Below are 23,640 nucleotides of genomic sequence, written 5' to 3' on the forward strand. Positions count from 1 at the left end.
AGGGACTTTGCACGTCGGTCATGCTCGGCTGATTCTTCTCTGTGCGCACGGGTTCAGCGCTCGGTCAATGCATTGGATTTGGTGCGCAGGATGGGCTTGAGCAGGTACTGCAGCAGCGTGCGCTTGCCGGTGAGGATGTGCACGTCGGCCTGCATGCCGGGAATGATCGGGCGCGAGTCGTCGCCCACCGTGGCCCTGTCGGTGCGTACCTTCACCACATAGAAGGAATTGCCCTTCTCGTCGGTGACGGTGTTGGCGCCGATCTGCTCGAGCCGGCCTTGCAGCCCGCCGTAGATCGCGAAGTCATAGGCGGAGAACTTCACCTCGGCCTCCTGGCCCGGGTGCAGGAAGCCGATGTCGCGCGGATTGATCTGCACCTCCATCAGCAGCGTGTCGTCGAGCGGCACGATGTCCAGGATGTCCTTGCCCGGCTGCACCACGCCGCCGACGGTGTTGGCCATCAGCGTGTTCACGGTGCCGCGCACCGGCGAACGCACTTCCGCGAGCCGCACGCGGTCCTGCAGCGCCAGCTGGCCCTGCTCGAGCGTGCCCAGCTTGCCGCGGGTTTCGGACAGTTCGGCACGCGCCAGGTTGCGCGCCGTCAGCTCAGACTCCTGGATCTTGCGTTCGGCTTCCTGGATGGCCGCCTGGATGCGGCCGATCTGCGCGCCGGCCGCACGGGCCTCGCCGCAAAACCGCGCCACGTCGCGCTGCAGCCGCAACAGATCGACTTCGGACACCGCCCCGCTCTGCAGCAGCGGCCGCGTGACCCGCAGCTCTTCCGAGGTCAGGTTGCAGCTCGACGTCGCCTGGTCGCGGTTGGCCTGGCTCTCGCGCAGCTCCTGCTGGCGCTGGCGCAGCTGGTCGCGCGCGATGTTGACGGTGGCGTTGAGCTCCTGCGTGCGGGTCTCCCACAGGCGCCGCTCCTGCTCCACGATCTGCGGCGCGGCCGTCTGCAGCGCGGGCGGCACATTGAAGGCCTCGCCCGAGGCCAGCGCCTGCAGCCGCGCGGCCTTGGCCTGCAGTGCCAGCAGTTCGGCGCGGTTCTCGCCCAGCGAGGAGCTGTAGCGCGTGGGATCGATGCGCAGCAGCACCTGGTCCTTTTCCACGCGCTCGCCCGGGCGCACCAGGATCTCCTGGACGATGCCGCCATCGAGGCTTTGCACCACCTGCACCTGGCGCGAGGGCACGACCTTGCCCTGCCCGCGCACCACCTCGTCGATATGGCCGAAGGCTGCCCACAGCAGCAGCGCCAGCAGCGCCAGCAGCGATACCCAGATCAGCAGCCGCGATCCGCGCGCCTCCTGCTGGCCCGCTGCCCACTGGGCATCGGCCTTGAGGTCGCCGCTGTCGTGCGTGCCCACGCTCCGGCTGTCGTCGAGCAGCCAGTGGGAGAGCTGCTGCGAGCGCTCGCGCAGCGCCGTCTTCCTCTTCGCGCCGGTTGTCACCGCCTGCCCGGCGGGAGTTGTTTTGTCCTGCTTCATGCCCGGCCTCCGGTTGCGCCAATGCGGCCTTGCTTCAGGGCTTCGATGACCTGGTCCTTGGCGCCATCGGCGACGATGCGGCCGCCGTCGATCACGATCAGGCGGTCCACCAGGGTCAGCAGCGCCGTGCGGTGCGTCACCAGCAGCACCGTCTTGCCTTCGGAGGCTTCCTGCAGCCGGCGCTTGAGCTGGGCTTCGCTCTGGTTGTCCAGGTTGCTGCTGGGTTCGTCGAGCAGCAGGATCGGAGGATCGTTGATGAGGGCGCGCGCCACCGCGATCGACTGGCGCTGGCCGCCCGAAAGCGACTCGCCGCGCTCGCCGATGTTCATGCCGTAGCCCTTGGGGTTGTGCGCCGCAAAATCATCCACGCCGGCAATGCGCGCCGCGTGCAGCATCTCGCGCTCGCCCGCCTGCGGCGCGCCGATCAGCAGGTTGTGCTTGAGGCTGCCGTAGAACAGCATCGGGTCCTGCGGCACATGGCCGATGGCGCGGCGCAGGTCCACCGGATCGATCTGGCGCGCATCCACGCCATCGATCAGCACCGCGCCTTCGGTGGGCTGGTACAGGCCCAGCACCAGCTTCTCCAGCGTCGTCTTGCCCGAGCCGATGCGGCCGATCAGGCCCACGCGTTCGCCGGGCTTGACGGAAAAGCTCACGCCCGCGAGAGCGGCCTGGTCGCTGCCTGGATAGTTGAAGCTGACGTTGCGGAATTCGATGGCGCCGCGCAGGTCCGGCCGCGCCACGTATTCGCGCTCCGGCCCGTGCTCCACCGGCATCTTCATGTAGTTGTCGATGGAATGCAGCGAGGTGCGCGCATTGTGGAACTGCATCATCAGCCCCGCCACCTGGCCGAAGGGCGCGAGGGTGCGCCCGGCAATCATCGACGCGGCGATGATGCCGCCCATCGACAGCGCCGAATCCTGCACCTGGTACACGCCGATGATCACCACCGCCACGCTCACCAGCTGCTGCATGGCCTGCACGAAGTTCACCGTGCCCGAGGAGATGAACTTGATCTTGCCGCCCATGTACGCGATGTACTGGGTCGAGCTCTCCCACAGGCGCTGCACGCCGCTCTGGGCATTGAGCGTCTTCACGGCCTCCAGATTGGTCAGCGACTCGACCAGCAGCGCATTGCGCTGCGACGCCGCCTGGAAGGTCTTGAGCGTGAGGCTTTCCATGCGCGCCTGTGCCCAGAAGGACACCGCCAGGATGGCGAGGATCGCCACCACCGGAGGAATCAGCATCCACGGCGAAATCCACAGCAGCGCCAGCAGGAACAGCAGCACGAAAGGCAGGTCGACCAGCGTCGTCAGGCTGGCCGAGGCAATGAAATCGCGCACCGACTCGAAGGAGCGCAGGTTGGCGGCAAAGGAGCCCACGGAGGCCGGGCGGGCCTCCATGCGCAGGTCGAGCACGCGCTCCATGATCTGCGCCGACAGCTGCACGTCCACGCGCTTGCTGGCCGAATCGACCACGTAGGCGCGCGCCGTGCTCAGCACGAAATTGAAGACCAGCACCAGCGAGATGCCGATGGCCAGCACCCACATCGTCTCGACCGCGTTGTTGGGCACGACACGGTCGTAGACGTTCATGCTGAACAGCGGCATGGCCAGCGCGAACAGGTTGATCAGGATCGCCGCCAGCAGCGCGTCGCGGTACAGGCGCCGGTTGTCCAGCACCACGGCCCAGAACCAGTGGCCGCTGCGCGGCTCCAGCCCCTTTTGCACCGAGCGCTGCTCGAAGCGGAACTGCGGGCGCACGAAGCACATCATGCCGGTGTAGTCCTGCAGCAGCGCCGCGCGATCGACCTCGACCGGGCTGTCGATCTCGGGGTACTGCACCAGCAGCCGGCCGTTGTCCAGCATCTTGAGCAGCAGGCAGGCACGGTTGCCGTCGAGGATCAGTATCGCCGGCAGCAGCCCCTCGGGCACGCCCTCGATCCCGCGCTGCACGATGCGCGTGGTGAAATTCGCGCGCGCCGCGGCGCGTGCCAGCAGCGAGGGCGTCAGCCGCTGGTCGACTAGCGGCAGGCCATTGCTCAGCGCCTGCGCGGAATAGGGATTGCCATGCAGATGGGTCAGCTGCACCAGGCATTCCAGCAGCGGATCGGAATGCGCCCCGCCGCCGGCCTCGGGCATGGGCCCCGGGCCCTTGGCCGTTGCCGATGGATCTTCAGGCATCTCGAATTCTGAATCAGGCATCTGCACCCATCCCCTCACAAAAGCTCTTCGTCGTCATCGATCAGATCCAGCGAGCCGCGCACCCGCTGGCGCACCCGCTTGCGCTGGTTCAGTTTCTCCAGCGCCTGCGGCGGCAGGTCCGTCAGGCGCAGCGTGCCATTGGCCAGCAGGGCCTCGATCAGATCCTCCAGGACACGGATGAAGTCCGCATCCAGCGCCGATAACTCGCGCCGAGAGTCTTCCGAAGCTGGCGAATTGCTTTTGTCCATGGGGTATGGCTTGAAGGTTAAGGAATTGCGATCCTGCGCGTCATCTTCAGCAGAGGCTGTGCCGCCTGTGCCGTCTGCACGGGCGCCACATTCTCCGAGACCGTCGCGGACACGGGCATCAGATTCGTGGTGTCGGGCACGGAAGCATTGCAGCTGCGCAGCATATCGTCGGGCAGCGTCAGCGCCTGCTGCTCATCGGGACGGCTCGTGGAATGCGGCTGGGCCAGACCGAGCACCGGCAGGATCTCGCTCGACAGCGCCAGCCACTGGTACTCGGCTTTCTTCAGGTCGTACTGCGCGTTCACCAGCGCGCGCTGCGCATCGAACAGTTCGTTTTCCGTGTTGAGCAGGTCCAGCAGCGAGCGCTGCCCGATCCTGAACTGCTGCTGGTACGCGACGCGCACCTTCGACGTGGACAGCACGTGCTCCTGCAGGAACGGCGTCTGCTGGCGCAGGCGCGCGATATTGTTCCAGGTGATGGACATTTCCTGCGCCAGATTGCGGCAGGTGTAGTCGCGCAGGTCCTGGGCCGCATAGCCCTGTGCAATGGTCTGGCGAACGCGTGCCTCGTCCGCACCGCCACGCGACAGGTTGTAGGTCAACATGACCTGCACCCGCGAACTCTGCTGGTTCCAGTACGCAGGCGTCGACTGTTCGCGATCGCGGCCGGTGGAAGCCACGAACTCGACCTTGGGCAGGTGCGCGCCCTGCGCCGCCTTCTGCCCCGCCTGCGCGGCCTGGAACAGGGCCTGCTTGGACAGCAGCTGGGGGTTGGCGCGCAGCGCATCGCCAAAATCCCGGGTCACGGCAGGCACGATCAGCCGGTCGGTGACTTCCGGCACCGGCGCAAGGTCCGCCGCCGGGTACTCGCCGACCACGCGTCGGTAGCGCTGCATCACGTCGTTGAGATTGTTGGTCTCGGTCATCAGGTTGGACTGGGCCAGAGATACGCGGCCACTGGACTGCTCCAGGTCCACGCCCCGCCCCACCCCCGACTGCTGGCGCTCGCGCAGTTGGCCGAGCGTCACCTGGTGCGTGGTGAAATTGTCGCGCGCAAGCCGTTCCATCTCTCGGTAGCGCTGCACATCCAGATAGGCACCGACGGCCTCGTTGGCCAGCGACTCGGTCGTCGCCCGCAGGTCGTAGAACTTGGACAGCTTCTCGAAACCCAGCTGGCGCACCCCGCTGTTGGTGGTGAAGCCATCGAAGATCAGCTGGCGCAACTGGAGATTCCAGCCGTTGCGGTTCCAGTCCGAGTCGGCCCCGGCCTCGGTATTGCTGCGCCATTCGCGGCCCACCCAACCCTGGGCGGTGACCTGCGGCCGCAGCGCGCCGCGCGCGACGTTCTGGCCTTCCAGGGAGGAGTTCAGATCCTGGAAGCGCACCTGGATCTCGGGGTGCGTCATCAACACCTTCTCGACCACCTTCTGCACGGCCAGGCCCTGGGCATCGGCCTGCTGCATGGTCAACGTGTCCTGCGCCCAGCTTCCCGCGGCGCCCGACGCCAGACCCAACGATGCCGCCACCTGGGCAATCTGCTTGAACTTCATTTACTTCTATCCCTTTGATATTGGGCCCCGGCCGCGCAATGCGACGCGGCCCGGCCATGCCTGGAACCTGGGGACGGTACTGCCCGCCCGGAGTCCCTGGGTCACCGTTGTCGATATAGCTGGAACCACAGGCGTCTCGATGTCACCCAATCCGGCACGACGGAATCGACGAGGCGCCCGGCGCTTGCAGCGGCCGGTCGCTTCGCACCGGCTTTGCCAATGCACGGCGCAGCCCGGGCATCCATTCCAGACGCATGCAGCGCACAGGCCGACGGCCTGGAGACGCTGGCGGTGCAGCGCCTGAAATCCGCAGCTGGAAAACTTGCCGATGCAGTTGCCGTGCCGATGGTTCGGTTCCTCGTGCATACCACCCGAAGGAATGGTTTCGAACGCAAGCGTAGCACACGAATTGTGAGCAATTGCGTCCAAAATCATCCTTTATATGTTTCAAAGACAGACAATGCCAACAGCTCGCTATTGCTGCCAGGCACCAGCTCCAACCTCCTACGTCCGCCGCCATCCTTTTCCTATTTGCGGCACGGCAGCTGGCTTGGGAATGTAGCAATTGGAAACGTGCTGCCGCTCAAATGCAATTGCGCGACCTGCAATTAAGCCTATTGCCTCAATAGCTAATACCAATAGACAGATGCAAACCAGTTGTCCGTCTCTTGCATGCTTCTTTACTTCGCCGGCTTCGAAGTCCAGGCGCTTTCTGTAAGACCGTGCCGCGTACTTCGCCCGTGACATTCCCGGTCGCGGATGATCCGGAGGATGAAATTTCTTGCTGCCTTGCTGCTTGCCTTCGGAATCGGATATTGGTCGCACGACCGCTTCTGGACTCTTCCTGACCATCTCAACCCATGGGTGCCCCTGAGCTTCGATACGGCGCCCGGCTGGCTCACCGGCTACAAGCTGCAGCGCCTGAAGTCCGACCCGGCCGCATGCCAGGCCTTCATGTCCGGCACGCCCTGGCGCTACCAGGCCGTGCCGGACCGCGACACCGGACAGGGCTGCGGCTTCAGCAATGCCATCCAGGTGCGCCAGACTTCCATCGCGCTGAGCTCCAGCTTCACCTTGAGCTGCCCTGCCGCGGCATCGCTTGCCTTGTGGGAGCGTCATGTGCTGCAGCCCGCCGCCCAGGCGACGCTGGGCACCGGCGTGCGCAGGATCGAGCATCTGGGCAGCTACTCCTGCCGCAATGTCTATGGTCGAGAGGCTGGCAACCGCAGCCAGCATGCGACCGCCAACGCCCTGGACATCGCCGGCTTCACGCTCGACGACGGCCGGCGCATCAGCGTGGCGCGCCAGTGGCAGGGCGACGCGCCCGCCGCCACCTTCCTGCGCGAGGTGCACCAGGGCGCATGCCGCTTCTTCAACGGCGTGCTGGGTCCGGAATACAACCAAGCGCACGCCGACCACTTCCATCTGGACAGTGGCCGGTACAGGATCTGCAGATAGCGGACCGCGGCCGCAGGCGCCGGGACACCGGCCGTGGCGCCCACGTCATGCGGCGCCGCCGAGATGCAGCCTGCGTCCCTGCCGGACCATCGCCTCGAACTCCTGCGCCGGCACCGGTTTGCTGAAGTGATAGCCTGGATCTCGTCGCAGTGGTGCGCGCGCAGGATGCGAGGTTGCGGTTCCAGCGCTGCAGCCGGGCATTTTCGTCGCAGTGGTAGAACACCCCGGGCAGGCTGCTGAGCACCGCATCGCCGTAGTCGCGCTCCTGGAGGAGCTCCACCGCCTGCGCCGCGAGCTGCGTTTCGCGCAGCCGCAAGGCGGTGGCCATGCGCTGCAGCGCATGGCCCAGGCGCAGCGTTTCCTTGTACTGGGCGGAAGAAGCCGCCAGGACCAGCCCTTGCGCCGTTCCGGATTTCCCCACGCGTTGGACGCTTTGCTCCAGTTCCGCAAGGCCGGCCGATACGCCGCGCCATCCGTGCCGCCACCAGCATCAGGCCCAGCGCCAGGGCCAGCGCCATGCCGGCCATCTGGTAGCGCTGGGTGCGCAGCGGATCGGCGGTCAGCAGTGCCGGCCGGCTGGCCACCACCGTCCATCGCTGCCCGCCCTTGAGCTCCATCGTCCTGCTGGCAATCCAGTGATCCGCTTCGGACCATCGCAGTTTCTGGATTGCACGGGCTTCGGGCTGCTGCAGTGTCGAAGTCGACATCCAGCGCGCCGATCAGCTGGCCTTGCCGGTCATGCAGCGCCTTGACGTAGCGCCGAAAGGGACATTTCCAGCGCTGAACGCAGCGGCCCTGCCGTGCCGGCGGAAAAACCGGATTCGCGCGCCACCCGCTCCACCGAACCGCCGTCATCTCGGTAGCCTCGATCAGCAGGCACAGCCGCTCCATGGACCGATCGAGCGCCAGCAGGATAACCTGCTGCGCGACCTCCCGGGTCAGCGATAGCGCCAGCCACGCGGTGGCGGCCAGCGATGCCACGCTCACCCCCAGCACCCGCTTTCCCACACTCTGCACCAGTGCTCGAAATAACGATCCGGCAGGCTCTTGCACCGCTTGTTGAATGAAACCCAAGATGGATGGATTGTCATTCATCCAGTGAAAATGTTACAAGCATTTACTGCCAATGCGCATCGATCTGGCAAGCAGTGCCGCGGACATGCCGCAAAAACAAAAAGCCTTCCAGATCGTGGATCTGGAAGGCTTGGTACCAATGGTCAACTGGTAGGCGCGATTGGACTCGAACCAACGACCCCCACCATGTCAAGGTGGTGCTCTAACCAGCTGAGCTACGCGCCTGTTGTTCGATTCAATAAGTATAGCATCGGGAAAAACCCGTTTTCTCGATGCTGAGGACTTTTTTGCGTGCGCAGCCCTTTTTTCAGCGCCGGCGCGCGGCGCGCACCCCGGAAACGCCGGCCACGATGCCGAGCACCCGGTTCAGCCGGCCCGAGTCGGACACCTCCACCGTGAAGGTCATCCAGGCCGTGCCCTTCACCGACTGGGTCTGCACGCCGATGACATTCGTCTTCTCGCGTGCGAAGACATCGGAGATGTCGCGCAGCAGGCCCTGGCGGTCGGTGGCCTCGACCGATACGTCAACCGGGTAGACCGCGGCACCCGCCGCCGCCTTGGGCGTGCCCCAGTCCACGTCGATCACGCGCTCGCTGTTGCGCGCGGCCATCTCGCGGAAGTTGGAGCAGTCGCTGCGGTGCACGCTCACGCCCTTGCCGCGCGTGACGAAACCGCGGATGTCGTCAGGGGGCGCGGGCTTGCAGCACTTGGCCAGCTGCGTCATCAGCGAGTCGATGCCCACCACCAGCACCCCGCCCTTGGGCACGGTGTCGCTGCCGCGCGCCTTGCGCACCGGCGAGAAGGCTTCCTCCTCCTCCTCGGGCTCGGGCGGGCGCAGCACGGCCTCGATGTTGCGCAGCGAGTATTCGTCCTTGCCCACCACCTCGAACAGCGCATCGGCAGACTTGAAGCCCAGCTGCACCGCGAGGTCGTCGAGCTTGACCGAGGTCTTGCCTTCGCGCTGCAGCAGCTTCTCGACGGCTTCGCGCCCGCGCGCCACTGTCTCGTGGGTGGCCTGGGCATTGAACCAGGCGCGCACCTTGGCGCGCGCACGGTGGCTGACGAGATAGCCCAGGTCCGCATTGAGCCAGTCGCGCGAGGGGCGGTCCTCCTTGACGGCGGTGATCTCCACGGTCTGGCCGTTTTGCAGCGGCGTGTTCAGCGGCACCATCGCGCCATCGACGCGCGCGCCGCGGCAGCGGTGGCCCAGGCTGGTGTGCACCGAGTAGGCGAAATCCACGGGCGTGGCGCCCTGGGGCAGCTCGATGACCGCCGCATCGGGCGTGAGCACATAGATGCGGTCTTCGAACAGCCCGCGGTGCGAAGGTGTGCCCGCCAGATCGCTGCCCCAGGCCAGCAGCTGGCGCAGCACCGCGATCTTGGCGTCGTATTCGCTGCTGGCGCTGACCCCCGCATAGCCCTTGGCACCGGCCTCCTTGTAGGCCCAGTGCGCCGCCACGCCATTTTCGGCATGGTCGTGCATGGCCTGGGTGCGGATCTGGATCTCGATCGCGCGGCCGTTCTCGTCGCGCACCACGGTGTGCAGCGACTGGTAGCCATTGGCCTTGGGCCGCGCGATGTAGTCGTCGAACTCGGCCTCGATGGGCGTGAAGCGCTCGTGCACCCACGACAGCGCCGTGTAGCAGTCCTTGATGGTCGGCACCACCACGCGCAGCGCGCGGATGTCGAACACCTGGTCGAAGTTCAGCGACTTGCCGCGCATCTTCTTGACGATGCTGTAGATGTGCTTGGGCCGGCCCTGCACGGTGGCGCTGATGCTGTAGGCACGCAGGTCGCTTTCCAGGCGGCTGCGCAGCTGCTCCATGAAGACCTCGCGCTCGGTGCGCTTCTCGTCGAGCAGCCGCGCGATCTCGCGGTAGGTGTCGGGCTCCAGGAAGCGGAAGGACAGGTCCTCGAGCTCCCACTTGATCTGCCAGATCCCCAGACGGTTGGCCAGCGGCGCGAACACGTGCAGCGCCTCGCGCGCGGTGCTGGGCGACACCGGGTTCTTGCTGGCGGCATAGAAGCGCAGCGTCTGCAGGCGCGAGGCCAGGCGCAGGAGCACCACGCGCAGGTCGCGCGAGAAGCCCAGCAGCATCTTGCGCACGGTCTCGGTCTGCGCCGCCGCGTCATCGACATGCTGGGAGCTGTTCTCGGCATTGCGCGCCTGCTGCTGCACGCGCATCAGCTTGGTGGTCTCCACCGCCAGCGTCGCGAAATTCTCGCCGAAGGCCTTGGAGATCACCTCCTGCGGCCGGTTCAGGTGGAAGCTCGCGTGCACCAGATAGCAGGCCGCCTGCATGGTCTCGGAGCCGCCGATGCCCTTGAGGATGGCGGCCACCGCGTCGGCATGGGCCAGCGTGTTCTCGCCCGAGGCCATGGTTTCGCCCGCCAGCAGCGGCTCGGCAAAGGCGCGCGCGCGCGCCAGCGCATCGGCCTGGTCGGGCACGCTGCTGGCGGTGGCCTTGATCAGCTGGGGGACGCTGCCCCCCTCCTCCGTGCCGGGGGCGATGGTCAAGCCGCTTTTCATGCGCCTGCTCCCGCAAGGGCCGGCTCCGCTGCCTCGTCGTGCTCGGGTGTCCAGCCGGGCAGCAGGAACTGCGCCACCAGCGCCACCTGATCAGCGGCCACCAGCGTCGGCGCATGCCCTATGCCGGGCAAGGTGACGCAGCGCGCGCGCGGGCCGCGCCCGGCCATGGCGTGGGCCGTCTCCACCGACAGCAGATCGGATTGCGCGCCGCGGATCAGCAGGGTCTGCGCCTGGATGCTGTCATAGGCAGACCACATCCAGGCCTCGCTGGCCAGCGCCATATCGGGGTTCATGGCCTGGAAGGCAATGGCGATATCCGGGTCGTAATGCAGCTCCAGCCCGCCTTCGATGCGCGGCTTGAGCATGGGCGCCGTCAGGTCCAGCCACTGCTGCTCGGTGTGCGGCCCGAAGCCCGCGGAAATCAGCCGCAGCGCCTCGGCCGCCTGCTGCAGCGATGTGAAGACCAGCGGCTTGCCCAGATACTCCCCGATGCGCAGCAGCGCCTGCCACTGCACGCGCGGGCCGATGTCGTTGAGCACCAAGCGGCGGATCGGCACGGGCGAGGAAAAGTCCGACCGGCTGGCCAGCAGCATGCCGATCAGGCCGCCCATGCTGGTGCCGACCCAGTCCAGCGTCTGGATCGGGCTGCGCGCCTGCAGCTGCGCGACGAGCGCCTGCATGTCGGACGCATAGCGCGGCTGGACGTAATCCATCGGATCGGCCAGCCAGTCGCTCTGGCCGCGGCCCGCGACATCGGGGCAGACCACGCGCGCATGGCGGCTCAGGGCGCGCGCCAGCACGTCGAAATCGCGCGCCTGACGCGACAGGCCATGCACGCAGACGATCACATGCGGATGCTCGGGATTGCCGGTGGCATTCCACTCCCAGTAGGCCATGCGGTGCATATCGGCGGCATCGTTCCCCGCTCCCTGGGCTGCGGTGGCGGCACCGGGGCACAGTACGTAATTCAGCGTAGGTTCATTCATGGGGGCACAATCAGCAGCACGGTTCGATAATGCATCGTAATTCAATTGGAGACCTTCCATGCTGAAAGGCAAAACTGCTCTTGTCACCGGATCAACCAGCGGCATCGGCCTGGGCATCGCCCGGGCGCTCGCGCAGCAGGGCGCCAATGTCGTGCTCAACGGATTCGGCGACGTCGAGGGGCCGCGCGCCGAGGTGCAGGCCGCGGGCCAGGCGCATGGCGCCAAGGTCGCCTACCATGGCGCCGACATGTCGCGCGTGGCCGATATCGAGGACATGGTCGACTACAGCGTGCGCAATTTCGGGCAGGTCGACATCCTGGTGAACAACGCCGGCATCCAGCACGTGGCGCCGATCCAGGAATTCGCGCCCGAGCGCTGGGACGCGGTCATTGCCATCAACCTCTCCAGTGCCTTCCACGCCACGCGCCTGGTGCTGCCGGCGATGCAGGCCGCCGACAACGGCCGGGGCTGGGGCCGCATCATCAATGTCGCCTCGGTGCACGGGCTGGTGGGCTCGGCGCAGAAGTCGGCCTATGTGGCGGCCAAGCATGGCCTGATTGGCTTGACCAAGGTCTGTGCGCTCGAGAACGCGACCACGGGCATCACCTGCAACGCGATCTGCCCCGGCTGGGTGCTCACGCCGCTGGTGCAAAAGCAGGTCGATGCCAAGGCGGCCGACCAGGGCATCAGCATCGAGGAGGCGACGAAGCAGCTGCTGTCCGAGAAGGAGCCTTCGCTGCAGTTCACCACGCCCGAGGAATTGGGGGCGCTGGCGGTGTTCTTCTGCTCGCCGGCGGGCGCCAATGTGCGCGGGGTGGCTTGGAATATGGACGGGGGCTGGGCGGCGCAGTAAGGGCCAAGGTACTTCAGGCCATCTCTTCTTCAGGCCATCAGCTGCTGAAACCGTTCGTGGTGAGCTTGTCGAACCATGGACGGCCCTTCGACAAGCTCAGGGCGAACGGTTCAGTACAGGGCTGAGACCTGCTCATGTGTGAGCAAGCCTGGGGCTTATTTCAGCATCTGCACCGAACCAGACACGTTCACCACCACCTGGGTCTTGCCCGCCTCGACGGGAATCGGCGCCGCCTCGGCCGCCATGCCGGCCTTGGACATCATCGCCACGCGGGGCGAGAAGCCCGAATCGTTGCTGTTGACATTGACCTCGCGCAGCGTGAAGCGTTCGAAGCCGAAGGCCTGCGCCATGGCGCGGGCCTTGGCCTGGAAGCTCTGGATGGCTTCGGCCTGGGCCTGGCCCTCGACCTTGGCGCGCGCTTCGCGCGACAGCGCAAAGCCGGTTTGTGCCACCTGCATGCCGTCGACCTGGGCCGCGGTGCGCGTGATGCGGTCGAAATCGCGCCCCTGCAGCACCAGCTCCGCCCGGCCCTGCCAGCCGGTGATCTTGCCGTCCCGGTTGTTGCGCGGGTAGATGCCGAACGTGCCGGTACGCACATCGAGCTGTCCGGGTTGTGCCTGGCGCCGGGCCACAGCCAGCGCCGCATCCAGCACCTGCTGCAGCTGCGACTGCACCGCCGACGCATCGCTGCCTTCGCGAGTCGCGGCCAGCGTCATGACCAGCAGGTCCTGCGTCGCCTCGACGGTGCCCGAGCTCGACAGCTGCAGCACGTTGGCGGGTTCGGGCAACGCCTGCGCGGCCGCCATGCCGGCGCCTGCGCACAATACCCCTGCGACGATCCATTGGGACATTTTCTTCATGCATCTTCCTCGAAAGTTGAGCCGCCAAAGCATAGCGGCTCTCCGCAGGTCCTCTGGCAGCCCGGCACGCATATAGGTGTAAGCCGGATTCACATGATTGGACGCTTCGGGCAAGATTTGTAACATTTAGTCAGGGTGTGCTCAAAACTGCGCATTTTCAGGATCAAGCTGGTCAGAATGGCCTCTGTTACAAATTGGACCGAGGACGAAAAACATGGGCACACAGACCAACCGCACCGACAAGATCCTGGTTGTCGACGACGATGCGCGGATCCGCGATCTGCTGCGCCGCTACCTGACCCAGGAAGGTTTCGAGATCATGATTGCCGAGGACGGCAAGGCCTTGAACCGCATCTTGCTGCGCGAAACGGTGGACCTGATCGTGCTGGATCTGATGATGCCGGGCGAAGACGGCCTGTCCATCTGCCGGCGCCTGCGCGCGGCGAACGACCGCACGCCGATCATCATGCTGACCGCCAAGGGCGAGGACGTGGACCGCATCGTCGGCCTGGAAGTCGGCGCCGACGATTACCTGGGCAAGCCCTTCAACCCGCGTGAACTGCTGGCGCGCATCCATGCCGTCCTGCGCCGCCGCCCTCCGCAGGAGGCCCCTGGCGCGCCCTCGGGCGACAACGAGATCGTCAGCTTCGGCCCCTTCGCCTTCGACCTGGGCACTCGCGTGCTGCAGAAGAACGGCGAGGAACTGCCGCTCACGACCGGTGAATTCGCCATGCTCAAGGCCCTGGTGCGCCACCCGCGCCAGCCGCTGTCGCGCGAGAAGCTGGCACTGCTGGCACGTGGCCGCGAGTTCGAGCCCTTCGACCGCAGCCTCGACGTGCAGGTGTCGCGCCTGCGCAAGCTCATCGAGGAGGATCCAGCGGCGCCGCGCTATATCCAGACCGTGTGGGGCGTGGGCTACGTGTTCGTGCCGGATGGCAACAACTGAACCCCTGGTTTCCCTGGTTTCCTCTAGTTACCGCAGTCAGGCAACATGCCACCGATGAACGCATCCACCGCCCCCGTGCCGGACGCCACCAGTCCGGTGCCGCTGGATTATCCGCACGGCCATGGCGGGGCGCGCTTGCGCTCGCGGTTGAACCTGAACCTGTTCTGGCGCACCTTCTGCCTGCTGGCGCTGCTGCTGATCGGCAGCATCCTGGCCTGGCTGCAGACCCTGCGCGCCTTCGAGTTCGAGCCGCGCACGCTGCATACCGCGCAGCAGGTGGCGTCGCTCGTCAACCTGAGCCGCGCGGCGCTGGTGCACGCCGATGCGATCGCGCGCGTGTCGCTGATCAAGACCATGGCCGACCAGGAAGGCGTCCGCATCCTGCCGCGCGAGCCGGGCGACAAGTTCGAACTGCTCGACCAGGGCACGCTGGGCGGGCGGCTCAACGAGGAACTCACCGCACGCCTCGGGCCAGGCACCATCGTTGCGCGCAGCGTCAACGGCGAGGCCGGCCTGTGGGTCGGCTTCGACATCAATGGCGACCCGAACTGGCTGCTGATGGACCGCTCGCGCTTCAGCCCCGCGGGCGGGCGCACCTGGCTGGTGTGGCTGATCACCGCCGGCGTGCTGTCGCTGGCCGGTGCGGCGGTGATCGCGCGGCTCATCAACCGGCCGCTCAAGCAGCTCAGCGACGCCGCAAACCGCGTGCGCGATGGCGATTTCGACGCCAGCCAGCTCGACGAGCAGGCGGTGACCAGCGAGATCCGCGAGGTCAACATCGGCTTCAACCGCATGGCGCAGAAGCTCTCCAAGCTCGAGCAGGACCGCGCCGTGATGCTGGCCGGCATCTCGCACGACCTGCGCACGCCGCTGGCGCGGCTGCGGCTGGAAACCGAGATGAGCGTGGCCGACGACGTGGCACGCGACCACATGGTGGCCGACATCGTGCAGCTCGATGCGACCATCGACAAATTCCTCGACTACGCGCGCCCCGACCACGTGACCCTGACCACCGTGCATCTGCATGCCGTGGTGTCGTCCTGCGTCTACGCGGTGCAGGACCATCGCGAGCTGCAGATCACCATGAACGTGGCCGAGGACCTGTATGTGCTGGCCGACGAGATCGAGCTGGCGCGCGTCATCTCGAACCTGCTGGAGAACGCGCGCCGCTACGGCAAGAGCGCCGATACCGACACCACCCAGGTCGAGGTCACGGCCAAGGCGCGCGAGCACTGGGTCGTGGTGCGCATCCGCGACCACGGCCGCGGCGTGCCGCCCGAGCAGCTGGCGCGGCTCACGCAGCCCTTCTTCCGCGGCGACTCGGCACGCACCGCGGCGGCCGGCGCCGGCCTGGGCCTGTCCATCGTCGACAAGACGGTGCAGCGCATGGGCGGCGTGTTCGCGCTGTCGAATGCTTCATCCGGCGGGCTGGCGGCCCATATCCAGCTGCAGCGCGCCTCGAGCCTGCCGGGCGGCAAGAACCCCGAGCAGCGCCTGCGCCGCCCGCAGGTCAAGCGCCACCTGCCTCCGCGCCCGCCGCAGCGGACCTGAAAAGCAGCACCGCGGCGCGTGCCTCCATGGCCTGCAGCTGGCCCACCGGGCCCAGCTTCTCGGCGGTCTTGGCCTTGACGTTGACCTGATCGGGCTCGAGGCCCAGCGCCTGCGCGATGCGCGTGCACATCGCGGCGATGAAAGGCGCAAGCTTGGGTGCCTGGGCAATGACGGTGCTGTCGATGTTGCCGATCTCGTAGCCCGCGGCGCGCACGCGCCGCGCGGCCTCGACCAGCAGCGCCACCGAATCCGCGCCCTTGAACTGCGCATCGGTGTCGGGGAAATGCCGGCCGATATCGCCCAGCGCCGCGCCGCCGAGCAGCGCGTCGGTGATGGCATGCAGCAGCACGTCGGCATCGGAATGCCCGAGCAGGCCCATGCTGTGCGGCACCTCGACCCCGCCGATGATCAGCTTGCGCCCTGGCACCAGGGCATGGGTGTCCCAGCCCTCTCCGATCCGGAATTGAATGGTCATTGTCGATCCGTCTTGAAAACCCGATTATCCAACGCGCGCGCGGGCCTGCAGCACGGCCTCGGCCAGCGCGAAGTCCTCGGGATAGGTGACCTTGAAGTTCTGCGCGCTGCCGGCCACGAGCCGCGGCGAGCGCCCCGACGCCTCGATGGCGCTGGCCTCGTCTGTGGCGGCCGCGCCCATCGCCCCGAGCGCGGCGCGCAAGGTGCCCAGCCGGAACATCTGCGGCGTCTGCGCCAGCCATTTGTCGCTGCGCTCGAGCGTGGCGGCAACGCGCGGCACGCCGCCTTCGGAGCGCGCCGACTTCAGCGTATCGGGCAGCGCCAGCGCCAGCAGGCCGCCCACGGGGTCGTCGAGGCAGGCATCGATCAGGCGGTCCACCATGGCCGGCGTGAGCAGGCAGCGCGCGGCATCGTGCACCAGTACCCAGTCGCCGTCGTCGGCCCCACGCGCCTTCAGTTCGGCCAGCCCGCCCAGCACGGTCTCGGCGCGCGTCGGGCCGCCGCAGGGCGCAGTGGTCCAGGATTGCGGCTGCGCGGCCGTCATCTGCAAGAAAAAGGAATCGCCCGCCGCCACGCCCACCAGCGTGCCGGCCAGCCGCGTCACGCCGGCCAGCGCCGCCAGCGTATGCAGCACCAGCGGCTGCCCCGCCACCGGCTGGTATTGCTTGGGCAGATCGGGCCGCGCGCCATGGGCCACGGCGCGCGCGCCCACGCCGGCGCAGGGCACGAAGGCCCAGAGCCGCGCAGCTGCCTTGTCCTGGGGGTTAGCAGCTTTGGCGGATGGGTCAATTGAAGGCGGCAGCAAATCGGTCATGGGCGCCATTCTAGAATCGGCAATTGCATCCTGAACCGCGCCCAGCCCACGATCTACCGCATGGAACTGCCCAAACTCTCCCCCGGCAAACGATTCACCCTTCCCCGCCCCGTGGGCAGCGCCGACGCGCTGCTGCTGGCCCGCCTGGGCACCCGCGAGAAGGCCGCGGGCCGCGTCACGGCCATCGTCACGGCCGACGCCAGCGATGCGCAGCGGCTGATGGAGGAGCTGGCCTTCTTTGCGCCCGGGCTGCGCTGCGCGCTGTTTCCCGACTGGGAGACCCTGCCCTACGACACCTTCTCCCCGCACCAGGACCTGATCAGCGAGCGGCTGGCGACGCTGTGGCGCATCAGCCAGCATGACCAGGCGACCGGCGCCGACGTGGTGCTGGTGCCCGCCACCACCGCGCTGTACCGCCTCGCGCCGCCGAGCTTTCTGGCCGGCTACACCTTCCACTTCAAGGTCCGGCAGAAGCTCGACGAGGCCAAGCTCAAGGCGCAGCTGACGCTGGCCGGCTACTCGCATGTCTCGCAGGTCGTGAGCCATGGCGAATACGCGGTGCGCGGCGGGCTGATCGATCTGTTTCCCATGGGCTCGGCCGTGCCCTACCGCGTGGACCTGTTCGACGACGAGATCGACTCGATACGCACCTTCGACCCCGACACACAGCGCAGCCTCTACCCGGTGCCCGAGGTGCGCCTGCTGCCCGGGCGCGAGTTCCCGATGGACGACGACGCGCGCGCGCTGTTCCGCAGCCGCTGGCGCGAGCTGCTCGAGGGCGACCCCACGCGCAGCCGCGTCTACAAGGACATGGGCAATGGCGTGGCCACGGCCGGCATCGAGTACTACCTGCCGCTGTTCTTCGAGGACTCGGCGACGGTGTTCGACTATCTGGGCGAGCAGGCCACCGTCGTGCTGCATGGCGACCTGGAGCCCGCGTTCCAGCGCTTCTGGCAGGACACCAGGGAGCGCTACCGGCTGGTGCAGGGCGACCCCGAGCGCCCGGCGCTGCCGCCCGAGTCCCTGTTCCTGAGCGCCGAGCAGTTCTATCTGCGCGCCAAGGAATATGCGCAGCTGGCCGTGCGCGGCGCCGAGGTGCCCGCGGACCAGCTGGCCAGCGGCGAGTTCCAGCCGCTGCCCGAGCTGTCGGTGGTGCGCGGCGCCGAGGACCCGCTGGCGCGCCTGCACGCGCATCTGCGCCAGACTTCGCAGCGCCTGCTGCTGCTGGCCGAGAGCGACGGCCGGCGCGAGAGCCTGCTGGATTTCTTCCGTGCCTCGCAGCTCAACCCGCCGGCCTTCGACTCGCTGGCGCAGTTCGAGGCCGACACCAGCGAGAAGATCGGCATCGCCACCGCGCCGCTGGCCGCGGGCTTCCACTGGAACACGGCCGGCATCGACTTCATCACCGAAACCGAGCTGTTCGCCGCCGGGCCGACCACGCGCCGGCGCAAGAAGCAGGAGCAGGTCAGCGATGTCGAGGCGCTGATCAAGGACCTGTCGGAGCTGCAGGTCGGAGACCCGGTGGTGCACAGCCAGCATGGCATCGGCCGCTACCAGGGCCTGGTCAACATGGATGTGGGCCAGCGAAACCCCGACGGCAGCCCGGCGCTGCAGGAATTCCTGCACCTGGCCTATGCCGGCGACGCGGTGCTTTACGTGCCTGTGAGCCAGCTGCAACTGATCAGCCGCTACACCGGCATGTCGCCCGAGGACGCGCCGCTGCACAAGCTCGGCGGCAACCAATGGGAAAAAGCCAAGCGCAAGGCCGCCGAGCAGGTACGCGACTCGGCCGCCGAGCTGCTCAACATCTATGCGCGGCGCGCGGCGCGCGAAGGCCATGCCTTCCGCTACAGCCCGCAGGACTACGAGACCTTCGCCAACGACTTCGGCTTCGAGGAAACCGCCGACCAGAAGGCGGCGATCCACGCGGTGATCCACGACATGCTCAGCCCGCAGCCGATGGACCGGCTGGTCTGCGGCGACGTGGGCTTCGGCAAGACCGAAGTCGCGCTGCGCGCGGCCTTCATTGCCGTCACGGGCGGCAAGCAGGTGGCGTTCCTCGCGCCCACCACGCTGCTGGCCGAGCAGCACTACCGCACGCTGGTCGACCGCTTCGCGCGCTGGCCGATCCGCGTGGCCGAGGTCTCGCGCTTCCGTTCGGGCAAGGAGATCACGGCGGCCATCAAGGGCATTGCCGACGGCACGGTGGACATCGTGGTGGGCACGCACAAGCTGCTGTCGGAGTCCACGCACTTCCACGACCTGGGCCTGCTGATCATCGACGAGGAGCACCGCTTCGGCGTGCGCCACAAGGAGCAGATGAAGGCGCTGCGCGCCGAGGTCGACGTGCTCACGCTCACCGCCACGCCCATTCCGCGCACCATGGGCATGGCGCTCGAGGGCCTGCGCGACCTGAGCGTCATCGCCACCGCGCCGCAGCGGCGCCTGGCGATCAAGACCTTCGTGCGCAACGAGGGCACGGGCGTCATTCGCGAAGCCGTGCTGCGCGAACTCAAGCGCGGCGGCCAGTGCTACTTCCTGCACAACGAGGTCGAGACCATCGAGAACCGGCGCCAGAAGCTGGAAGAGATCCTGCCCGAGGCGCGCATCGCCGTGGCCCATGGACAGATGCCCGAGCGCGAGCTCGAGCGCGTCATGCGCGACTTCGTCGCCCAGCGCTACAACATCCTGCTGTGCTCGACCATCATCGAGACCGGCATCGACGTGCCCAGCGCCAACACCATCCTCATCAGCCGCGCCGACAAGTTCGGCCTGGCGCAGCTGCACCAGCTGCGCGGGCGCGTGGGCCGCAGCCACCACCAGGCCTATGCCTACCTGATGGTGCCGGAGATCGAGAGCCTCACCAAGCAGGCGCAGCAGCGTCTCGACGCGATCCAGCAGATGGAGGAACTGGGCAGCGGCTTCTATTTGGCGATGCACGACTTGGAGATCCGCGGCGCGGGCGAGGTGCTGGGCGAGAACCAGAGCGGCAACATGCTCGAGGTGGGCTTTCAGCTCTACAACGAGATGCTGGCCGAGGCCGTGCGCTCGCTCAAGGAGGGCAAGGAGCCGGATCTGCTGGCGCCGATGTCGGCCTCCACGGACATCAACCTGCATGCGCCGGCGCTGCTGCCCGACAGCTACTGCGGCGACGTGCACCTGCGGCTGTCGTTCTACAAGAAGCTGGCCACGGCCAGGACCAGCGAGCAGATCGACAACCTGCTGGAGGAAATCGTCGACCGCTTCGGCAAGCTCCCGCCGCAGGCGCAGACGCTGATCGACGTGCACCGCCTGCGCGTGCTGAGCCAGCCCTATGGCGTGCTGAAGGTCGATGCGGCGCCGGGCGTCATCACCATCACCTTCAAGCCGCAGCCGCCTATCGATCCGATGAACATCATCGCGCTGATCCAGAAGAACAAGCACATCAAGCTCGCGGGCAACGAGAAGCTGCGCATCGAGCGCGAGCTGCCCGACCCGATGGCGCGCGCCCAGCTGGTGCGCGACGTGCTGCGCAGCCTGGGGCAGCCGCTCAAGGCCGAGGCTGCGGTGGCCTGAAGCCCCAAGGACCAGGCAGGCGCATTGGCACAGGAATTGCAAAAGCACCGGGCAGGCAAGCTGCCTGGTTCTTTTGGAAAGCCTCCCATGCCGATTCGACGCCTAATTCCCTCCCTGGCCTGCGCACTGATCGCGACGCTGGCAGCTGCACCCGCATTGGCCCAGGGCGCCTACCCCGATCATCCAGTCAAGGTCATGGTCGCGCTGCCGGCCGGCGGCAGTGCCGACATGATCGCGCGCGCCGTGAGCCAGAAGCTCGCGGCCGAGCTGGGCCAGCCCTTCGTGGTGGAAAACCGCGCCGGCGCCTCGGGCCAGATCGGCCTGCCGGCGGTGGCGCGCGCGCCGGCCGACGGCTACACGCTCACCGTGTCGCCCGCGTCCTTTCTCACCACCAACAAGGCGATCTTCAAGTCCCTGCCTTACGACCCGCAGGCCGACTTCGTGCCGCTCACCAAGCTGGTCAACCAGCCGATGGTGCTGGTGGTGAAGGACAAGCAGAAATTCCCCAGCGTTGCGGCCGTCGTGGCCGCTGCCAAGGCAGCACCGGGCAAGCTGACCTATGCCTCCTCGGGCGACGGCAGCCCGCAGCATCTGGCGGCGCTGATGTTCGAGACCCGCACCCGGGCCAGCATGCTGCACGTGCCCTACAAGGGCGGCGCGCCCGCCGTGAACGACACGCTGGCGGGCAATGTCGACATGCTGTTCGCGGTGCTGCCCGAGGCGCTGCCGCATCTGCAGGCAGGCAAGCTGCATGCGCTGGGCATCCTCGCCCCGCAGCGCTCTTCCGTCTTGTCCGGCACGCCCACCATGGCCGAAAGCGGCTTTGCCGATCTGAACCTGTCGGCCTGGGTAGGCCTGCTGGCGCCGGCAAAGACACCGCAGCCGGTGATCGACAGGCTGCAGCGCGCGGTGCATGGCATCCTGGCGGGAGACATCAAGGCGAAACTGGGCGAAAGCGGCATGGAAGTCGCGCCCACCACTTCGCAGCAGCTGCAGCAGACCATTGCCGAGGAGATCAGGCTGCACGCCGAACTGGTGAAGGCCGCGGGCCTCACGCCGCAATGAGGAACGCGCCGGCTGGTCAAGGCGATAATGCAGTCCCCATGCCGGTGCCTGCGCGCCGGCCTTTACTCCATTTCCCTTTTTCCGCCCCATAAATGAGCGCCGCTACCGAATTTGCCCCGGGCCTGATGGTCCAGCGCACCCCCGTGCCACTGCGCCTGAGCGATTACAGGCTGATTGCCTTCGACATGGACTCGACGCTGATCAACATCGAGTGCGTGGACGAGATTGCCGATGCCACGGGCAAGAAGGCCGAGGTCGCGGCCATCACCGAAGCCACGATGCGCGGCGAGATCGCCGACTTCAAGGAAAGCCTGCGCCAGCGCGTGGCGCTCTTGCGCGGCGTGACCGAAGCCGACATGGAGCGCGTGCGCCGCGAGCGGCTGCGCCTGTCGCCGGGCGCGCAGGCGCTGGTCGAGGCCTGCCAGCGCGCAGGCCTGAAGGTGCTGCTGGTGTCGGGCGGCTTCACCTACTTCGCCGAATACGTGCGCGGACTGCTGGACATCGACTTCGTGCGCGCCAATGTGCTCGCCATGGAAAATGGCGTGCTGACCGGCACCATGGTCGAGCAGCCCTGGGGCGACATCTGCGACGGCGCGGAAAAGCGCCGCACGCTGCTGGAAGTGGCGTCGCTGATGGGCATCGCTCCGGCGCAATGCATTGCCGTGGGCGATGGCGCCAACGATCTGCCGATGATGGGCGCCGCCGGCCTGTCGGTGGCCTTCCACGCCAAGCCGCGCGTGCGCGCCGAGGCGCAGATCGCCATCAACGAGGGCGGCCTGGACCGTCTGCTCGAGATCCTGCGCTGATACCCCGCGCCGCGCCAAGCCATTTGCCGCGGCGCCCTGCGCACCTGCCTCTAGAATCGACGGCTGCGCGCACACAACGATTTCCTCCACGCGCGCGCCCTGCGCTGCACCTGCGCGGCCTTTTTTTGCGGCCCCGCTTGCATTCCGGCGCAGTTCCCCCATGTATGTACCGTGAGCCTGAGGTCCTGGCCGCATTCCGCGGTCCGGCTCCGGGCTTCACATGGGTCATCTTCCCTGTTGACTTCTCATAGAGGAATTTCCGTGAACATTTCCTACCGCGCCACTGTTTCCGTGCTTGCCATGACCTGCGCCGCCCTGCTCGCGCCGAGCCTGGCACACGCCAAACGCATGGGCGGCTCCAAGTCGGTCCGCCCCGCCACCATCGGCCGCACCGCCCCCGCGCCCGCGCCGGTGGCCGCGCCCACCGCGGCAGCGCGTCCGGCCACTCCGGCTGCTGCGGCTCCCGCTGCTGCACCTGCTGCAGCCGCAGCGCCTGCAGCTGCAGCGGCACCTGCCCGTGGCCCCGGCATGATGGGCACCATGGGTGCCGCCGCCGTTGGCGCCGTGGCCGGCAGCATGGTGGGCAACGCCATTGCCGGCCCCTCGGGCGACAAGGCGGCCGAAGCCAAGGCCGCCGAGGCCAAGGCGGCCGAAGCCGAAGCGGCCGAGCTGCAGCGCAAGGCGGATGAAGCCAAGGCGAAGGCCGAGGCGGCGCGCGCTGCGGTGAAGTAAGCTTGTTCCGGGCTTTGCCCCGGATGCCTACGATGAAGGAGCCTTTGGGCTCCTTTTTTGTTGGCGTCCAGGCGGGGATTGGTACCGTCCAATATTTCCGAGGCAGGCCGTTCATCCTTCGACAGGCTCAGGACGAGCGATTTCCCCCGTTCGTGGTGAGCTTGTCGAACCATGGACGTCCTGTCCTATAGACGTAGCAGCACCCTTCCCTGAGTGCAGCCTGTCGACCCCCAAGCCCCCTCACCCCCGCAACGGCTCCAGCAAATACCCCAGCCCGTTGTGATCGAGCTCATACATCAGCGCCAGCAGCTGCCCCAGCTCCCCGCGCGGAAAGCCTTCGCGCGCCAGCCACATCAGGTAGTGGCCGGGCAGGTCGGCAATGCAGCGGCCCTGGTATTTGCCATAGGGCATCTGCACTGTCAGCAGGCGCTGGAGTTGTTCGGAGTCCAT

The 23,640-nt window shown here is 67.2% G+C and carries 19 protein-coding genes and 1 tRNA gene; 9 read left to right on the top strand and 11 right to left on the bottom strand.

Going from position 1 to position 23,640, the window contains the following annotated elements; all coding sequences use genetic code 11:
* Nucleotides 1-53 precede the first annotated feature (53 nt).
* The 4 genes from M9799_RS01760 to M9799_RS01775 all read right to left on the bottom strand — a co-directional run bounded on the left by M9799_RS01760 (nt 54) and on the right by M9799_RS01775 (nt 5,486).
* Nucleotides 54-1,484, bottom strand: coding sequence for an HlyD family type I secretion periplasmic adaptor subunit (locus M9799_RS01760; protein ID WP_231044474.1), 1,431 nt, complete (start codon nt 1,482-1,484; stop codon nt 54-56).
* Nucleotides 1,481-3,625 carry a type I secretion system permease/ATPase gene (locus M9799_RS01765; RefSeq protein WP_231044492.1) on the bottom strand — a complete coding sequence of 715 codons (2,145 nt, stop codon included), beginning with the start codon at nt 3,623-3,625 and terminating at the stop codon, nt 1,481-1,483. Before M9799_RS01765 ends, M9799_RS01760 begins: the two co-directional genes overlap by 4 nt.
* Before the next feature lie 77 nt (nt 3,626-3,702).
* Entirely contained in the window at nt 3,703-3,936 is a 234-nt protein-coding gene (locus M9799_RS01770; RefSeq protein WP_231044473.1) for a hypothetical protein, read from the bottom strand.
* Nucleotides 3,937-3,953: 17 nt separating this feature from the next.
* Nucleotides 3,954-5,486 (bottom strand): TolC family outer membrane protein, encoded by a 1,533-nt coding sequence (locus tag M9799_RS01775; protein ID WP_231044472.1) that lies wholly within the window; start codon nt 5,484-5,486, stop codon nt 3,954-3,956.
* A gap of 219 nt (nt 5,487-5,705) precedes the next feature.
* Between M9799_RS01775 and M9799_RS01780 the strand changes: the two genes are divergently transcribed.
* Together M9799_RS01780 and M9799_RS01785 are read left to right on the top strand one after the other, a co-directional pair.
* Nucleotides 5,706-6,098, top strand: a complete 393-nt coding sequence (locus M9799_RS01780) for a hypothetical protein (protein WP_231044471.1) — start codon at nt 5,706-5,708, stop codon at nt 6,096-6,098.
* Nucleotides 6,099-6,257: 159 nt separating this feature from the next.
* Nucleotides 6,258-6,944, top strand: coding sequence for an extensin-like domain-containing protein (locus M9799_RS01785; RefSeq protein WP_250621344.1), 687 nt, complete (start codon nt 6,258-6,260; stop codon nt 6,942-6,944).
* A gap of 1,222 nt (nt 6,945-8,166) precedes the next feature.
* Here M9799_RS01785 and M9799_RS01790 read toward each other — a convergent pair.
* From M9799_RS01790 to M9799_RS01800, 3 genes are all read right to left on the bottom strand, one after another.
* A tRNA-Val gene (locus M9799_RS01790) sits at nt 8,167-8,243 on the bottom strand.
* 82 nt (nt 8,244-8,325) lie between these two features.
* Entirely contained in the window at nt 8,326-10,548 is a 2,223-nt protein-coding gene (locus tag M9799_RS01795) for a RelA/SpoT family protein (RefSeq protein WP_231044469.1), read from the bottom strand.
* A complete protein-coding gene (locus tag M9799_RS01800) occupies nt 10,545-11,534 on the bottom strand; it encodes an alpha/beta fold hydrolase (RefSeq protein ID WP_231044468.1) in 990 nt (329 codons plus the stop codon). Before M9799_RS01800 ends, M9799_RS01795 begins: the two co-directional genes overlap by 4 nt.
* A gap of 58 nt (nt 11,535-11,592) precedes the next feature.
* Here M9799_RS01800 and M9799_RS01805 point away from each other — a divergent pair, with 58 nt between their 5' ends.
* A complete protein-coding gene (locus tag M9799_RS01805; RefSeq protein WP_231044467.1) occupies nt 11,593-12,387 on the top strand; it encodes a 3-hydroxybutyrate dehydrogenase in 795 nt (264 codons plus the stop codon).
* 155 nt (nt 12,388-12,542) lie between these two features.
* Here M9799_RS01805 and M9799_RS01810 read toward each other — a convergent pair whose 3' ends face one another.
* On the bottom strand, nt 12,543-13,247 hold the full coding sequence (locus M9799_RS01810) for an SIMPL domain-containing protein (protein WP_231044466.1): 705 nt from the start codon (nt 13,245-13,247) through the stop codon (nt 12,543-12,545).
* Between the two features lie 214 nt (nt 13,248-13,461).
* Between M9799_RS01810 and ompR the strand changes: the two genes are divergently transcribed.
* Together ompR and M9799_RS01820 are read left to right on the top strand one after the other, a co-directional pair.
* A complete protein-coding gene (gene ompR, locus M9799_RS01815; protein WP_175504360.1) occupies nt 13,462-14,193 on the top strand; it encodes an osmolarity response regulator transcription factor OmpR in 732 nt (243 codons plus the stop codon).
* Nucleotides 14,194-14,247: 54 nt separating this feature from the next.
* Nucleotides 14,248-15,744 carry an ATP-binding protein gene (locus tag M9799_RS01820; RefSeq protein ID WP_231044465.1) on the top strand — a complete coding sequence of 499 codons (1,497 nt, stop codon included), beginning with the start codon at nt 14,248-14,250 and terminating at the stop codon, nt 15,742-15,744.
* Here the strand turns inward: M9799_RS01820 and ispF are convergent.
* Both ispF and ispD read right to left on the bottom strand, forming a co-directional pair.
* Nucleotides 15,704-16,219 (bottom strand): 2-C-methyl-D-erythritol 2,4-cyclodiphosphate synthase, encoded by a 516-nt coding sequence (ispF, locus tag M9799_RS01825; RefSeq protein WP_231044464.1) that lies wholly within the window; start codon nt 16,217-16,219, stop codon nt 15,704-15,706. The genes M9799_RS01820 and ispF overlap by 41 nt on opposite strands.
* Nucleotides 16,220-16,243: 24 nt before the next feature.
* The gene (gene ispD, locus M9799_RS01830; RefSeq protein WP_231044463.1) at nt 16,244-17,032 is read right to left on the bottom strand and encodes a 2-C-methyl-D-erythritol 4-phosphate cytidylyltransferase; all 789 of its coding nucleotides are present in this window, start codon (nt 17,030-17,032) and stop codon (nt 16,244-16,246) included.
* A gap of 60 nt (nt 17,033-17,092) precedes the next feature.
* Here ispD and mfd point away from each other — a divergent pair, with 60 nt between their 5' ends.
* From mfd to M9799_RS01850, 4 genes are all read left to right on the top strand, one after another.
* Nucleotides 17,093-20,587: a transcription-repair coupling factor gene (gene mfd, locus M9799_RS01835; RefSeq protein WP_231044462.1), complete on the top strand. Its 3,495-nt coding sequence runs from the start codon at nt 17,093-17,095 to the stop codon at nt 20,585-20,587.
* Nucleotides 20,588-20,674: 87 nt separating this feature from the next.
* Entirely contained in the window at nt 20,675-21,652 is a 978-nt protein-coding gene (locus M9799_RS01840) for a Bug family tripartite tricarboxylate transporter substrate binding protein (RefSeq protein ID WP_231044461.1), read from the top strand.
* A 92-nt stretch (nt 21,653-21,744) separates the two neighbouring features.
* Nucleotides 21,745-22,458, top strand: coding sequence for a phosphoserine phosphatase SerB (gene serB, locus M9799_RS01845; protein WP_231044460.1), 714 nt, complete (start codon nt 21,745-21,747; stop codon nt 22,456-22,458).
* A 261-nt stretch (nt 22,459-22,719) separates the two neighbouring features.
* On the top strand, nt 22,720-23,190 hold the full coding sequence (locus M9799_RS01850; RefSeq protein WP_231044459.1) for a hypothetical protein: 471 nt from the start codon (nt 22,720-22,722) through the stop codon (nt 23,188-23,190).
* A gap of 240 nt (nt 23,191-23,430) precedes the next feature.
* On the opposite strand, the gene M9799_RS01855 is transcribed toward M9799_RS01850, so the two are convergent.
* The gene (locus M9799_RS01855) at nt 23,431-23,640 is read right to left on the bottom strand and encodes a DUF3820 family protein (RefSeq protein WP_231044458.1); all 210 of its coding nucleotides are present in this window, start codon (nt 23,638-23,640) and stop codon (nt 23,431-23,433) included.

The sequence above is a fragment of the Comamonas endophytica genome (assembly GCF_023634805.2).
Classification (GTDB): domain Bacteria; phylum Pseudomonadota; class Gammaproteobacteria; order Burkholderiales; family Burkholderiaceae_C; genus Comamonas; species Comamonas endophytica.

What these genes read in the sequence shown, in the direction of transcription:
- M9799_RS01760 (WP_231044474.1), bottom strand. Translation starts at nt 1,484, where the DNA reads ATGAAGCAGGACAAAACAACTCCCGCCGGGCAGGCGGTGACAACCGGC.
- M9799_RS01765 (WP_231044492.1), bottom strand. Translation starts at nt 3,625, where the DNA reads ATGCCCGAGGCCGGCGGCGGGGCGCATTCCGATCCGCTGCTGGAATGC.
- M9799_RS01770 (WP_231044473.1), bottom strand. Translation starts at nt 3,936, where the DNA reads ATGGACAAAAGCAATTCGCCAGCTTCGGAAGACTCTCGGCGCGAGTTA.
- M9799_RS01775 (WP_231044472.1), bottom strand. Translation starts at nt 5,486, where the DNA reads ATGAAGTTCAAGCAGATTGCCCAGGTGGCGGCATCGTTGGGTCTGGCG.
- M9799_RS01780 (WP_231044471.1), top strand. Translation starts at nt 5,706, where the DNA reads ATGCACGGCGCAGCCCGGGCATCCATTCCAGACGCATGCAGCGCACAG.
- M9799_RS01785 (WP_250621344.1), top strand. Translation starts at nt 6,258, where the DNA reads ATGAAATTTCTTGCTGCCTTGCTGCTTGCCTTCGGAATCGGATATTGG.
- M9799_RS01795 (WP_231044469.1), bottom strand. Translation starts at nt 10,548, where the DNA reads ATGAAAAGCGGCTTGACCATCGCCCCCGGCACGGAGGAGGGGGGCAGC.
- M9799_RS01800 (WP_231044468.1), bottom strand. Translation starts at nt 11,534, where the DNA reads ATGAATGAACCTACGCTGAATTACGTACTGTGCCCCGGTGCCGCCACC.
- M9799_RS01805 (WP_231044467.1), top strand. Translation starts at nt 11,593, where the DNA reads ATGCTGAAAGGCAAAACTGCTCTTGTCACCGGATCAACCAGCGGCATC.
- M9799_RS01810 (WP_231044466.1), bottom strand. Translation starts at nt 13,247, where the DNA reads ATGAAGAAAATGTCCCAATGGATCGTCGCAGGGGTATTGTGCGCAGGC.
- ompR (WP_175504360.1), top strand. Translation starts at nt 13,462, where the DNA reads ATGGGCACACAGACCAACCGCACCGACAAGATCCTGGTTGTCGACGAC.
- M9799_RS01820 (WP_231044465.1), top strand. Translation starts at nt 14,248, where the DNA reads ATGAACGCATCCACCGCCCCCGTGCCGGACGCCACCAGTCCGGTGCCG.
- ispF (WP_231044464.1), bottom strand. Translation starts at nt 16,219, where the DNA reads ATGACCATTCAATTCCGGATCGGAGAGGGCTGGGACACCCATGCCCTG.
- ispD (WP_231044463.1), bottom strand. Translation starts at nt 17,032, where the DNA reads ATGACCGATTTGCTGCCGCCTTCAATTGACCCATCCGCCAAAGCTGCT.
- mfd (WP_231044462.1), top strand. Translation starts at nt 17,093, where the DNA reads ATGGAACTGCCCAAACTCTCCCCCGGCAAACGATTCACCCTTCCCCGC.
- M9799_RS01840 (WP_231044461.1), top strand. Translation starts at nt 20,675, where the DNA reads ATGCCGATTCGACGCCTAATTCCCTCCCTGGCCTGCGCACTGATCGCG.
- serB (WP_231044460.1), top strand. Translation starts at nt 21,745, where the DNA reads ATGAGCGCCGCTACCGAATTTGCCCCGGGCCTGATGGTCCAGCGCACC.
- M9799_RS01855 (WP_231044458.1), bottom strand. Translation starts at nt 23,640, where the DNA reads ATGGACTCCGAACAACTCCAGCGCCTGCTGACAGTGCAGATGCCCTAT.